Source organism: Streptomyces sp. NPDC088766, from assembly GCF_044750845.1.
Taxonomy (GTDB): Bacteria; Actinomycetota; Actinomycetes; order Streptomycetales; family Streptomycetaceae; genus Streptomyces.
Genome location: NZ_JBIVKQ010000006.1, coordinates 166,632 through 179,207 on the forward strand (window position 1 = coordinate 166,632; position 12,576 = coordinate 179,207).

Consider the following 12,576-nt stretch of genomic DNA (forward strand, 5'->3'; position numbering starts at 1 on the left):
GGCACCTCCTGGGGTTTTCCCCCACGGTGGGGCCCGCTCCTGCAGAACAGCTGGTGTCCTGCTCGACATCCGCCGGTGCCGGCCGGCGGCGGGCGGCGGCGGGCGGCGGGCCTCCAACGGGACGCGAGTGCTGGTTGAGCGTTCCTCCCGGCGCCGCGGGGAGTGTGGTGCGCACCGGACGGCGGTTGTTCTCAAGGCCGGCAGGCCCTGCGTGACAAGGAGAACGCGACCATGCCCACAGGCCCCTTGGTTGACGACGATGCGCCGGGCGGAACGACGTGGTGAGCGGCCGGCGCACCGAGGTGTGCCTGGTCGGAGCCGGCCCGCGCGGATTCTCCCTGCTGGAGCGGCTGTGCGCGCAGGAGCGCAAGTCCCCGCTGTGGGAGCGGGTGGGCGTGCACGTCGTCGAACCCGAACCGCCCGGCGCGGGCCGCGTGTGGCGGCCCTCGCAGTCGCCGCACCTGCTGATGAACACCGTCGCCTCGCAGGTCACGGTGTACACCGACGGCAGTGTCAGCATCCGGGGCCCGCTGGAGGAGGGGCCGAGTCTGTACGAGTGGGCCAGGGCGCTCCACCGGGGTTCGCTGCCGCCCGGTCCCGCCACGCCCCGCGACGAGGACGTCCTGGCCGAGGCCCGGGCGCTGGGGCCGGACACCTATCCCACCCGTGCCCTGTACGGGCGGTACCTGACCTGGGCGTTCGAGCAGGTCGTCGCGAACGCGCCGGCGCATGTGGTGGTGCGGGTGCACCGGGTGCGGGCGGTGGCCCTGGAGGAGGAGCCGCCGGCGGGCGGGCCGGGGGGTGCCGGCGGGGCGGGGCCGCAGACCGTGGTGCTCGAGGACGGCACGCGGCTGACGGGGCTGTCCGCGGTGGTGCTCGCGCAGGGGCACGTCCCCGCCCGTCCCGGGCGGCGCGAGCGGGTGCTGGCGGAGTTCGCCGCCCGGCACGGTCTGGTCTACGTCGCGCCGGCCAATCCCGCGGACGTGGACCTGTCGCGCATCGCGCCGGGCGAGCCCGTGCTGCTGCGCGGGCTGGGGCTGAACTTCTTCGACTACATGTCGCTGTTCACCCACGCCCGGGGCGGCACGTTCGAACGGGTGGGGGGCCGGCTGGTGTACCGGCCGTCGGGCCGGGAACCGCGGATGTTCGCCGGTTCGCGGCGCGGGGTGCCGTACCACTCCCGCGGCGACAACGAGAAGGGTGCGCACGGCCGTTACCGGCCGCGGCTGCTGACCGTGGAACGGGTCGCGGCGCTGCGCGCGGCGGGCGCGGGGCCGCTGCGTTTCAACGACGTGCTGTGGCCGATGATCTCCACGGAGGTGCAGAGCGTCTACTACGAGGCGCTGCTGAGGGCGCGGGGCGAGGAGGCGGCCGCCGTGGCCCGTTTCGCGTCGCGTTTCCTGCGGGCGGCACCGGGCCGGGCGCAGGACGCCGTGCTGGAGGCCGCCGGGATCGGGCGGGACGAGCGCTGGGACTGGGGGGTCCTCTCCCGTCCGTACGCCGCGCGTTCCTTCGCCGGCCCGGCCGAGTTCCGTGCCTGGCTGCGCGACCATCTGGTCCGTGACGTCGCCGAGGCGCGCCGGGGGAACGTGCACGGGCCGCTGAAGGCCGCTCTGGACGTGCTGCGGGACCTGCGCAACGAGATCCGGCTGGCCGTCGACCACGGCGGGCTGGAGGCGGCCTCGCACCGTGACGAGCTGGAGCGGTGGTACACGCCGCTCAACGCCTATCTGTCCATCGGCCCGCCCGCCGGGCGGGTGGAGGAGATGATCGCGCTGATGGAGGCCGGGGTGCTCGACGTGACCGGCCCCGGCCTGCACGTGAGCACCGGCGTCGAGGAGGGGGAGGCCGTCTTCGTCGGCACGTCGGCCGCGGTTCCCGGCGTGCGGGTGCGGGCCACCGCGCTGATCGAGGCCCGGCTGCCCGGGACCGATCTGCGCCGTACGGCCGATCCGCTGATGCGCCGGCTGCTGGAGGCGGGCCAGTGCCGCCCCTACCGCATCGGCGGCGACGGCGACGGCGGCTACGAGACGGGCGGGCTGGCCGTGTCGGTGCGGCCGTACCACCTGCTGGACGGTGCGGGGGCGGCGCATCCGCGGCGCTTCGCGTTCGGGGTGCCCACGGAGTCGGTGCACTGGGTGACGGCGGCGGGGATACGGCCCGGTGTCGGGTCGGTGACGCTGGAGGACTCCGACGCCATCGCGGCGGCGGTGCTGGCGCTGCCCGCCCCGCTGCACCCGGCGCCGGACGCGGTGGACGGCATTGCGGTGGTTCCCGGCCCGAGAGAGGTGCATCCGTGAGGACGACGCGCAGCGAACCCGCCGATCGCATCCCCGGCGTGCAGCCGGACGCCGGGCTGCTGTCGCCGGTGCGGGTGGGCACCGAGGTGGAGGCCGCGGTGGGTGACACCGCCTGGCTGCAGGCCATGCTGGACGCGGAGGCGGCGCTGGCCCGGGCCCAGGCCCGCTGCGGCACGGTGCCCGCCGCGGCCGCCGCGGCGATCACGGCCGCCGCCCGGGCCGAGCACTTCGACGTGCGGGAACTGGCCCTGGCCGCCCGCCGGACGGCGAACCCGGTGGTCGCGCTGGTGGCCGCGCTGACCCGCCTGGTCGGCAAGGAGGCGCCGGAGGCCGCCGAGTACGTGCACCGCGGCTCCACCAGCCAGGACGTCTTCGACACCGGCGCGATGCTGGTGGCGGCGCGGGCCCTGCGGCCGATCGTCGCGGACCTGCGGGCCACGGCGGCGTCCCTGACGGAGCTGGCGGCCGCCCACCGCGACACGGCGATGGCCGGGCGGACGCTGGCCCTGCACGCCGTGCCCACCACGTTCGGGCTCAAGGCGGCCGGCTGGCGGCAGCTGGTGCTGGAGGCGGCCGCGCGCCTGGAGCGGATCGCCGGCGAGGGGCTGCCGGTGTCGCTGGGCGGCGCGGCCGGCACCCTGGCCGGCTATCTGCAGTACGCGGGGCAGGCCGCGGGCGGCGCCGGCGGCAGCCCGGAGCAGGTGGAGGAGGTGGTGGACGATCTGGTCGAGGCGTTCGCCGCCGAGACGGGCCTGGCCCGGCCGGTGCTGCCCTGGCACGCGCTGCGCACGCCGGTCACCGATCTGGGCGCGGCCCTGGCCTACACCGCGGGCGCGCTGGGCAAGATGGCGGCGGACGTGCAGGTGCTGGCCCGTACCGAGATCGGCGAGGTCGCCGAGCCCGCCGGGGCCGGCCGGGGGGTGTCGTCGGCGATGCCCCACAAACGCAACCCGGTCCTGGCGACCCTGATGCGCTCGGCGGCGGTGCAGGTGCCGGCGCTGAGCTGCGTGCTGGCGCAGTGTCTGCCGGCGGAGGACGAGCGCTCGGCGGGACTGTGGCACGCCGAGTGGCAGCCGTTGCGCGAGTGCCTGCGGCTCACCGGGGGCGCCGCGCACGCGGCCGCCGAGCTGGCGGCGGGCCTGAGCGTGCATCCGCGGCGGATGCGCGACAACCTCGACGCGACCGGCGGGCAGATCGTCTCCGAGCGCCTCTCGGCGTGTCTGGCGTCCCGGCTGGGGAAGGCGGCGGCCGGGGAGCTGCTCGGCCAGGCCTTGGAGCAGGCGCGGCGAAGCGGTCGCGCGCTCGGCGACGTGCTGGCCGCATTCCCCGGGCTGGAGGGTGTGCTGAGCCGCGAGGAGCTGGCGGAGCTGCTGGATCCCGGGCGGTACACCGGGGCCGCGGGGCCGCTGGTGGACCGGGCGCTGCGGGGGTGAGGGGCGGACCGCGGCCGTCGCTGTCGTACGGGTGCGGGCCGGGCCCGCCGTGCGGGTACGCCGCGGACCGGACGCGGCATGCGGGTACGCCGCGGGCCGGGCCCGCCGTGCGGGTACGCCGCGGACCGGACGCGGCATGCGGGTACGCCGCGGACCGGACGCGGCATGCGGGTACGCCGCGGACCGGACGCGGCATGCGGGTACGCCGCGGACCGGGCCCGCCGTGCGGGTGCGCCGCGGGCCGGGCGGGGCGGGGCCTGCGGCGGCCTCTGCCGCTCTTCCGCGCCGGTTGTTCTTCCGGGGCGGGTGGGCGACCCGTCGTCCTTCGAGACATGCTCCAGCGCCGCTCCGCCGGTCGCTGCGAGTTTCGCGAAAGGTGCTCTCCCCTGCCCCCTACGCCCGTTCGCAACCGTCACGCCATCGCCCCAGCCGGAGGAATGCCATGCCGCCACTGCCGCCCGCCCGTGTCGTCCGTGCCGTCGAAGGGGTGCGCGCAGCTCTGCAGAGTCTGACGCGCAAGCTCGCACCGCCGCCGTTCGCGCTCCTGGAACTCGTCCAGGGGGCCATGGTCAGCCAGGCGATCTACGTGGCCGCCGAGCTGCGGGTCGCGGAGACCCTCGTGGACGGCCCGCTGGCGCCGGAGCGGATCGCCGAGAAGACCGGTGCGGACCCCGACGCGCTGCACCGCCTGCTGCGGCTGCTGGCGACCTACGACATCTTCGCCGAGCACAAGGACGGGCGGTTCGCCCTGACCCCGATGGCCCGGGCGCTGTGCGAGGACGCGCCGATGTCCATGTACGGCATCGCCCGGCTGATGGGGCATCCCCTGCACTGGGAGGACTGGGGCCACCTGGTCGACGCGGTGCGCACCGGCGAGCCGAGCCTGCCCAAGCTGCGCGGCATGGGCGCGTTCGAGTACCTGGAGGCCAACGCGGAGTACGGGGCGGTCTTCACCAGCGGTATGGGTGCGATGTCGAGCACGGAGACCGAACCGCTGCTGGCCGCCTACGACTTCGCCCGCTACGGCACCGTGGTCGACTTCTGCGGCGGCCGGGGCGACCTGCTCGCCGGCGTGCTGAAGAAGACGCCGTCGGCGCGCGGGATCCTCTCCGACCCCCGGGTGGGCTCCAACGGCGCCGCCGCCTTCCTCGCCGAGCAGGGTGTGTCCGACCGGTGCACGATCGCGGACGGCGGCCTGTTCGACGCGGTGCCCGGCGGCGGGGACGCGTACATCCTCAAGCACATCATCCACGACTGGCCGGAGCCGCAGGCCCTGGAGATCCTGGGGAACGTGCGGGAGGCGATGAACCCCGGCGGCCGTCTGCTGGTGATGGAGATGGTCGTCCCCGACAAGCTGAACGGCCCGCACTCGGGGAAGCTGGTCGACCTGTGGCTGATGCTGCTGGTGGGCGGCAAGGAGCGCACCCGCGCCCAGTACGGCGACCTGCTGGACAGGGCCGGGTTCAGGCTGGAGCGTGTCGTGCAGACGCCGGCGGCGATCTCGATCGTCGAGGCGAGCCGGCGCTGACCGCACCGGTGCCGGTTCCGGCCCCGCGGCCCCCTGATGCTTGGGGGGCCGCGGGGCCGTCCTTGTCGCCGGGGGGGCTGCTGCGGGGGTCAGGTGCGGTCGGTGCGCAGGGGGACCTCGCGCACGAGGAGCGCGGTCAGCAGGGCGAGGCCGGCGGCCAGCGACGCCAGCAGGAAGGCGCCCTGGACGCCCTGGGCGACGGCGCCGCGGTAGACGGTGCGCATCCCGGCCTCCAGGCGGTTCATGCCCTGTGCGTTGAGCCGGGTGTCGGGGAGGGAGGCGGTGCCGTGTGTCTGCCGGGCCATCACCTCGCGCACCCGGCTGTTGAACAGGGTGCCCATGACGGCGACGCCGACCGACTGGCCCAGGGTGCGGAAGAGCGTCATCGCGGCGGAGGCGACGCCCACGTCCTGGGCGGTGACGCTGTTCTGCGCGACGGTCATCACGTTCTGTCCCAGAAAGCCCATGCCGGCGCCCAGCAGCGTCATGAAGAGCGCGGCGGCCGGCCGGGGGGTGTGGGTGTCCATGCGGGACAGCAGCAGGGTGCCGGCGAGCATGGCGGCCGCGCCGCTGACCTGGAGGGCTTTGTAGCGGCCCGTGCGGGCGACGGCCCGTCCGGAGAACTGGGAGACCACGACCAGGGCGCCGAGCATCGGCAGCAGCAGCAGGCCGGAGCCGGTGGCGGAGACGCCGTGCACGGCCTGCTGGTACAGCGGGAGGTAGAGGACCGCGCCGAACATCACGAAGCCGTTGGTGAAGCTCAGTGCGGACATCAGGGAGAAGTTGAGGCTGCGGAAGAGGCGCGGCGGCAGCACCGGCTGGGCGGCGCGGGACTGGGCGTGGACGAAGCCGGCCAGGGCCGCGGCGCAGACGGCGGCGAGGGCGAGGATCGTCGGTGAGTTCCAGGCGTGTCTGACGCCGCCCCAGGTGACCACCAGCACGAACGAGACGATGCAGATGACCAGCAGGACGGCGCCCACGTAGTCGATGTGGGCCTCGCGGCGGGGGCCGGCCACCCGCACCAGACGGGCGATCAGGACCAGGGCGAGGGCGCCGACGGGCAGGTTGACCAGGAACGTCCAGCGCCAGCCGACGGTGTCGGTGATGCCGCCGCCGATCAGCGGGCCGACGATCATGGAGAACACCATGACGCTGGTGATCATGCCCTGGTAGCGGCCGCGTTCGCGCGGCGGGATCAGCTCGGCGATGACGGCCATGACGCCGACCGCGAGCCCTCCCCCGCCGAGGCCCTGCAGGGTGCGGGCGGCGATCAGCTCCGCCATGTCCTGGGCCAGCCCGCACAGGGCGGAGCCGGTCAGGAAGACCGACATCGCCACGACGAGCCAGCGGGTGCGCCCGTACATGTCGCCGAGCCGGCCCCAGACGGGGATGGAGGCCGCGGCGGCCAGGGTGTAGGAGGTGACGGCCCAGGACAGGTAGGCGACGCCGCCGAGTTCACCGGCGATCGTGGGCATCGAGGTCGCGACGATGGTGGTGCCCAGCGAGGAGGGCAGCATCGCGAGCAGGAGCGGTATCAGCGCCAGGCGTACGCTGTGCTGCCGGGGGCCGCGCCTGGTGCCCTCGGTCTCGCCGGTCGTCGCGCCCATGAGCTTTCCCCTCCTGGCCAGAACGCCTCATCTGATGTGCATCGTGGCCATCATGCCCCGCGCGCCGTGCTCGAACATGTGGCAGTGGTAGACGTAGCGGCCCCGGTAGGTGTCGAAGACGGCCTGGAGCCTGACCGTCTCGCCCGGGGCGAGGAAGACGGTGTCCTTCAGGCCGCTCTCCCCCGGCTGCGGGGGCCGTCCGTCGCGCTCCAGCACCCGGAACTGCACCAGGTGCAGGTGGAAGTTGTGCTCGGCGCGCGCGTTGGCGTTGGTGACCGTCCAGATCTCGCTGGTGCCGAACTTGACGAAGGCGTCGACGCGTTCGGGGTCGTAGGTCTTCTCGTCGATGTAGGCGCCGGGGTGTTCGCCGCCCTCGTCCATGCGCAGGACGACGGCGCGTTCGGCGTCGGGGCGGGGCAGCGGGGGCAGGGTGCGCAGCCGGGCGGGGATGCGGCTGGGGTCGTCGGCGGTGCGCACCACGTCGAAGCGCAGCACCTCGCCGGTCTCCTCGGCCGGGCCGGGGCCGTTGGTGTTCTTCAGCACCACGCTGGTGCCGACCGGGTAGCGGGAGAAGTCGACGACGACGTCGGCGCGTTCGCCCGCGGACAGCGGGACGTGGTCGGTGGTGTGGGGGGCGGCGAGCAGGCCGCCGTCGGAGCCGATCTGGACGAGGGGGCCGCCGTCGGCGAGGCGCAGGTCGAAGCGGCGCTGGTTGGAGGCGTTGAGCAGGCGCAGCCGGTACTTGCGGGCGGCGACCTCGAAGTAGGGGTAGGGCACGCCGTTGGCCAGGAGGGTGTTGCGGGCGCGGTCGCCCATCGCGTAGGCGAGTTGGCCCTGGTCGTCGAAGCGGGCGTCGCGCAGGGCGATGACGACCTCGTAGCGTCCCGCGGGCAGGGGCAGGGCGCGTTCGGTGGCGTCGGTGAGCAGGTAGGAGCCGGACAGCCCGCGGTAGGTGTTCTCCGCCTCGAGGTGGTGGGCGTGGTCGTGGAACCACAGCGGGGCGTGCGGCTGCCGGTTGGGGTAGTGGTAGACGCGGTCGGCGCCGGGGGCGATGACGTCCATGGGGTCGCCGTCGCTGTCGGGGCGCACGGCGGCTCCGTGCAGGTGCACCGCGGTCGGCACGGTGAGGCGGTTGCGCTGGCGGATCACCACGGGGCGGCCGGTGCGGGCCTTGATGAGCGGTCCGGGGAAGTGGCCGTCGTAGGTGAGGACGTCGGTGTGTATGCCGGGCAGGATCTCCGCGCGGGCGGGCTTGATGGTCATCTCGTACACGTCGGCTCTGCCGGCGGTGCCCAGCGGTCGTTTCACCGGCAGCAGGGGCATGGGCCGGCGGAACTTCTCCACCGCGGCCGGGGCCGCCGGTTGCGCCGCGGCCGGCGCCGCGGCCGGGTTCGCGGGCGTCGAATTCGCGGCGACCAGGGGGGCCAGGGCGGCGCCGGTCAGCCCCACGCCTGTGGTGGCGACCGCAACGCTCAGTGCACTGCGTCGGGTGATCATGGTGTTCTCCTGGACTCGTCTGCACGGCTGCCGGTGCGGGGGGCGGCTGTAGTCCAGCAAGGCGCACTCGCGTCCGGCTCGTGCGGCGTGCTCGCGGGGTGCGGCCGCCTCACCCGGTGCCCAGCTTGAATCCCACCCCGCGCACGGTGACGACCCATCCGCTGCCGCCGAGTTTGCCGCGCAGGCTGCTGACGTGGGTGTCGATGGTGCGGCGCGACCAGAAGTCGCCCCACACCTGCTGCAGGAGCTGCTTGCGCGGGATCACCGTGTCGGGCTGGGAGGCGAGCAGGTGCAGCAGGTCGAACTCCTTGCGGGTGAGGGCCACCGGCTCGTCGTCGACGGTGACGGTGCGCGAGTCGACGTCGATGTGGAGGCGGCCGTGGTGGATCTCGCGGGCCGCGGCGGGCTGCCAGCGGGCGCGGCGCATCACCGCCTCGATGCGGGCCATGAGTTCGCGCAGCCCGTAGGGCTTGGTGACGTAGTCGTCGGCGCCGGCGTGCAGCCCGAGGACGCAGTCGAGTTCGGAGCGGCGGGCGGTGACGATGATGATGGGGACCCGGCTGACCTCGCGGATCGCGCGGCACACCTCCAGGCCGTCGAGGTCGGGCAGGTCGAGGTCGAGCAGTACCAGTTCGACGTCGCTGTAGGCCTGCAGGGCGGCGCTGCCGCGGCGGACGCCGACCGGGTCGTGTCCGTGGCGGCGCAGCTGGGCGGTCAGGGATCCGGCGAGGGCGGCGTCGCCGTCGACGACCAGGATGCGCTGGCCGGTGGGTGCCCGCGCCGCCGGGGCGTCCGGCTGCGCGGGCCGGGTGGCCTCGGGTTCGGGGACGGCGGGCTCCAGCAGTGCCGGTGACGGAATGTGGCTCATGCCTCCCCCGTGGAAGGTGCTGGCCGCCGCGCGCGGGCGGCGGCCGGACGGTTTTCCCGCCGACGAACCTAGGGATGCGTGGTGGAGTCCGGCTACGGCTGGGCTCGCGGCCCCTGCAGGGGCGCTCCGGGGCTGAGGACCCAGGCCGAGTCGTGGCGGGTGAAGCCGACGCGCGGGTAGTAGGCGGTCGCGGCGGGTGCCGAGAGGAGCACCACCTTGGCGTCGGGGGCTTCTTGCCGGGTGGCCTCCAGCAGGGCCCGTCCCACCCCGGAGCGCTGGTGGCGGCGCACCACGGCGATGTCGGACAGGTAGGTGACGTAGGAGAAGTCGGTGATGCTGCGGGCGATGCCGATGAGGGTGCCGTCGGGGTCGCGGGCGACGACGACGAGGTTGGCCTGGCGGATCATGGCGGCCATCCGGTCGCGGTCCTCGACGGGGCGGCGCTCGCCCAGTCCGGACTCGTGGTAGACGGCGAGCACCTCGTCGAGGTCGAGGCCGGCTCCGTCGGCGCGTTCAGTCTTCCAGCTCATCGAGTGTCTCCAATCGCCGCCGTACGACGTCGTGGTGGACGAGGAAGCGTTCGGGCCGCAGTTCCTCGCGCAGGTGGACGCCTTCCTCGGCCAGGGTGTGGGTGAACGCGGTGCCGGTGGCCAGGGTCCGGTCGGCGGCCCGTTGCGCGGAGCGGTAGGCCTGCTCGCGTTCGGTGCCCTCGCCGAGGAGTTCGGCCAGGACGGCGGAACTGTAGATGAGGCCGTGGGTGCGGTCCAGGGCGGCCCGCATCCGGTCGGGGTGGACGTGGAGGCAGGACAGCAGTTCCTCGGCCATCGTGGCCTGGAAGTGGGCGACGGCCAGGCTGTCGGGCAGGATGACCCGCTCGACCGACTGGTGGGCCAGGTCGCGTTCGTGCCACAGGGCGACGTCCTCGAGCGCGGTGGTGGCGTAGCCGCGCAGCAGGCGGGCCAGGCCGCACAGCCGTTCGCTGGTGGTGGGGTTGCGTTTGTGGGGCATGGCGCTGGAGCCCTGGTAGGCGCTGGAGCGGCGTTCCTCGACCTCGGCGACCTCGGTGCGTTGCAGCAGCCGCATCTCCAGGGCGATCTGCTCGATGCAGGCGCCCAGGGCGGCGACGGCCTGCACCAGTTGGGCGTGCCGGTCACGGGCGACGACCTGGCTGGGGGCGGGTTCGGTGCCCAGGCCCAGCGACTGGCACACGTAGCTCTCGACGAAGGGGTCGATGAGGGCGTAGGTGCCGACGGAGCCGGAGATCGTGCCGACGGCGACGGCGTCGCGGGCGGCGGCGAGGCGGCGCAGCGAGCGGTCGACGGCGAAGGCGTAGCCGGCGAGTTTGTGCCCGAAGGTGGTGGGTTCGGCGTGGACGCCGTGGGTGCGTCCGACCATGAGGGTGTCGAAGTGCTCCAGGGCCTTGTCCACCAGGGTGCGGCGCAGCCGGCGTGCGGCGGCCGTCAGCAGGTCGGTGGCGCGGGCCAGGGTGTGGCCCAGGGCGGTGTCGACCAGGTCGTAGCTGGTCATGCCCAGGTGCACCCAGCGGGCCGAGGAGTCGGGGATGTCCTCGCAGTAGGCGGCGAGGAAGGAGAGCACCTCGTGGTCGCGGTCCTTCTCGATCTCGGCGACGCGGGCGGCCAGCGGGACGCGGGCCCGGCGCATGTCGCGGACCGCTTCCTCGGGTACGCGTCCCAGCCGTACCTGGGCCTCGGTGGCGAGGATCTCGACGCGGACCCAGGTGGCGTAGCGCGACTGGTCGGAGAAGAGCTCGGCCATCTCGGGCAGGGTGTATCGGGCGATCATGCAACGACCTCTGTTCTGCCGGTGGTCAGTAGGCCTCGAAGTACTCGCGCTGCTCCCAGTCGGTGACCTGGCCGTCGCCGGTGCCGGTGGTGGCGCGCCAGGTGTCGTAGCGGCGCAGTTCGCTCTCCTTGAGTTTGGTCAGGCAGGTGGTGAGCGGGCGGCCCAGGAGCTGGTCGGCGCGTCCGGCGCGGAACGCGGCGAGGGACTCGCCCAGGGACTGCGGCACGAACTGGGCGGCCGTCCCGGCGGGGCCGGGGCGCCGCCCGGTCGCGCCGTCGAGGCCCTCGAGGCCCTTGAGGCCGGCGAAGAGCTGGGCGGCGATGGCGAGGTAGGGGTTGGCGCACGGTTCCGCGCTGCGGTTCTCGATGTGTGCGCCGGTGCCGCCGCCGACCATGCGGAGCATGACGGTGCGGTCCTCCACGCTCCAGTCGATGCGGGTGGGGGCCAGGGCGTGCCGGGCGTCCAGGCGCCGGTAGCCGTTGACGGTGGGCACCGACAGCAGGAACAGTTCGCGGCTGTAGTCCAGCAGGCCGTCGGCGTAGGCCTTGGCTTCGGCCGAGGGGCCGCCGGCGGGGCCTTCGGCGGCGAAGAGGTTGCGTCCGGTGGCGTTGTCGCGCACGGACTGGTGCAGGTGCCAGCCGCTGGGGTCGAAGGCGGGCAGGCGCGGCTGGGACATGAAGGAGGCGTGGTGGCCGCGTTGGGCGCACCAGCGTTTGGTGGTGGTGCGGAACAGCAGCATCGCGTCGGCGGTGTCGAGGGCGGACATGGGGCTGAAGGTGGACTCGACCTGGCCGGGGCCCGATTCGTGTTCCATGGAGCGCAGGGGCAGGCCGAGGGCGCTCAGGTGCAGGGCGAGCGGGTCGGTGATGTGGGCGACGGAGTCGTAGCGGGCGTCCAGGTTGAACTGGTAGCCGGCGTTGAGGGGGGTCACGCGCGGGGCGCTGCCCTGCAGGCCGAAGCCGTTGCCCTCGTGGCCCGGGGCGTCGTCGAGGCGCCGGGTGAGGTACCACTCGACCTCCAGGCCGACCACCGCGGAGTAGCCGCGTCGGGTGTAGGCGGCGTCGAGTTCGCGCAGCACGGCGCGGGAGGACAGCGGGTGGGGGGTGCCGTCGCGCAGGTACTCGTCGCCGATGACCCAGGCGGTGCGCGGTTCGGTGCCGGGCAGGGTCTGGAAGGTCAGCGGGTCGGGGACCAGGATGAAGTTGCCGGCGCCGGCGATCTCCTCCACGCCGAGGCCGGGTTCGCCGAGGAAGTCGACCGCGATGGCGTGTCCGGTGTCGAAGAGGAAGGGTCCGGGGCTGAAGTTCATGCCGTTGCGCAGGACCGAGCGGAAGGCGTCGGCGGTCAGTGTCTTGGAGCGGGCCAGGCCGTGCGGGTCGGGGAAGACCAGGCGGACGAGGTCGAGGTGGGTGAGGTCGGCCTCGATCCGTTCGGCGGCGGCGAGCTGCTCCGGGCTCCACAGGCCGTGGTCGGAGACGAACGAGGGGGTGCCGACGGCGTCCTCGGCGGAGACCGGGCGCCATGACCGGGTGTACATGGT

Annotated in this window: 9 protein-coding genes; 3 read left to right on the plus strand and 6 right to left on the minus strand. The window is 74.1% G+C overall.

Annotation, left to right across the window (positions count from 1 at the left end; genetic code table 11):
* The first annotated feature begins 281 nt into the window (after positions 1–281).
* From ACIP5W_RS11295 to ACIP5W_RS11305, 3 genes are all read left to right on the plus strand, one after another.
* On the plus strand, positions 282–2,300 hold the full coding sequence (locus ACIP5W_RS11295; protein ID WP_401470172.1) for an FAD/NAD(P)-binding protein: 2,019 nt from the start codon (positions 282–284) through the stop codon (positions 2,298–2,300).
* Positions 2,297–3,733 carry a lyase family protein gene (locus tag ACIP5W_RS11300; protein WP_401470175.1) on the plus strand — a complete coding sequence of 479 codons (1,437 nt, stop codon included), beginning with the start codon at positions 2,297–2,299 and terminating at the stop codon, positions 3,731–3,733. The genes ACIP5W_RS11295 and ACIP5W_RS11300 overlap by 4 nt, the downstream gene beginning before the upstream one ends.
* A 442-nt stretch (positions 3,734–4,175) precedes the next feature.
* Complete coding sequence (locus ACIP5W_RS11305; RefSeq protein WP_401470178.1) at positions 4,176–5,261, plus strand: methyltransferase; 1,086 nt, start codon at positions 4,176–4,178, stop codon at positions 5,259–5,261.
* A gap of 89 nt (positions 5,262–5,350) precedes the next feature.
* Here ACIP5W_RS11305 and ACIP5W_RS11310 read toward each other — a convergent pair whose 3' ends face one another.
* The 6 genes from ACIP5W_RS11310 to ACIP5W_RS11335 form a co-directional block, all read right to left on the minus strand.
* The gene (locus ACIP5W_RS11310) at positions 5,351–6,868 is read right to left on the minus strand and encodes an MDR family MFS transporter (protein WP_401470181.1); all 1,518 of its coding nucleotides are present in this window, start codon (positions 6,866–6,868) and stop codon (positions 5,351–5,353) included.
* 27 nt (positions 6,869–6,895) lie between these two features.
* Entirely contained in the window at positions 6,896–8,365 is a 1,470-nt protein-coding gene (locus ACIP5W_RS11315; RefSeq protein ID WP_401470184.1) for a multicopper oxidase family protein, read from the minus strand.
* 109 nt (positions 8,366–8,474) lie between these two features.
* A complete protein-coding gene (locus ACIP5W_RS11320; protein ID WP_401470187.1) occupies positions 8,475–9,233 on the minus strand; it encodes a response regulator transcription factor in 759 nt (252 codons plus the stop codon).
* 92 nt (positions 9,234–9,325) lie between these two features.
* Positions 9,326–9,763, minus strand: coding sequence for a GNAT family N-acetyltransferase (locus ACIP5W_RS11325; RefSeq protein ID WP_401470190.1), 438 nt, complete (start codon positions 9,761–9,763; stop codon positions 9,326–9,328).
* The gene (purB, locus tag ACIP5W_RS11330; RefSeq protein ID WP_401470193.1) at positions 9,747–11,036 is read right to left on the minus strand and encodes an adenylosuccinate lyase; all 1,290 of its coding nucleotides are present in this window, start codon (positions 11,034–11,036) and stop codon (positions 9,747–9,749) included. The genes ACIP5W_RS11325 and purB overlap by 17 nt, the downstream gene beginning before the upstream one ends.
* Positions 11,037–11,061: 25 nt before the next feature.
* A complete protein-coding gene (locus tag ACIP5W_RS11335; protein ID WP_401470195.1) occupies positions 11,062–12,573 on the minus strand; it encodes a glutamine synthetase family protein in 1,512 nt (503 codons plus the stop codon).
* Positions 12,574–12,576: the final 3 nt, after the last annotated feature.

Excerpts from the sequence above, each read along its gene's own strand:
- ACIP5W_RS11305 (WP_401470178.1), top strand. The coding sequence starts at position 4,176 with ATGCCGCCACTGCCGCCCGCCCGTGTCGTCCGTGCCGTCGAAGGGGTG.
- ACIP5W_RS11310 (WP_401470181.1), bottom strand. The coding sequence starts at position 6,868 with ATGGGCGCGACGACCGGCGAGACCGAGGGCACCAGGCGCGGCCCCCGG.
- ACIP5W_RS11315 (WP_401470184.1), bottom strand. The coding sequence starts at position 8,365 with ATGATCACCCGACGCAGTGCACTGAGCGTTGCGGTCGCCACCACAGGC.
- ACIP5W_RS11320 (WP_401470187.1), bottom strand. The coding sequence starts at position 9,233 with ATGAGCCACATTCCGTCACCGGCACTGCTGGAGCCCGCCGTCCCCGAA.
- ACIP5W_RS11325 (WP_401470190.1), bottom strand. The coding sequence starts at position 9,763 with ATGAGCTGGAAGACTGAACGCGCCGACGGAGCCGGCCTCGACCTCGAC.
- purB (WP_401470193.1), bottom strand. The coding sequence starts at position 11,036 with ATGATCGCCCGATACACCCTGCCCGAGATGGCCGAGCTCTTCTCCGAC.
- ACIP5W_RS11335 (WP_401470195.1), bottom strand. The coding sequence starts at position 12,573 with ATGTACACCCGGTCATGGCGCCCGGTCTCCGCCGAGGACGCCGTCGGC.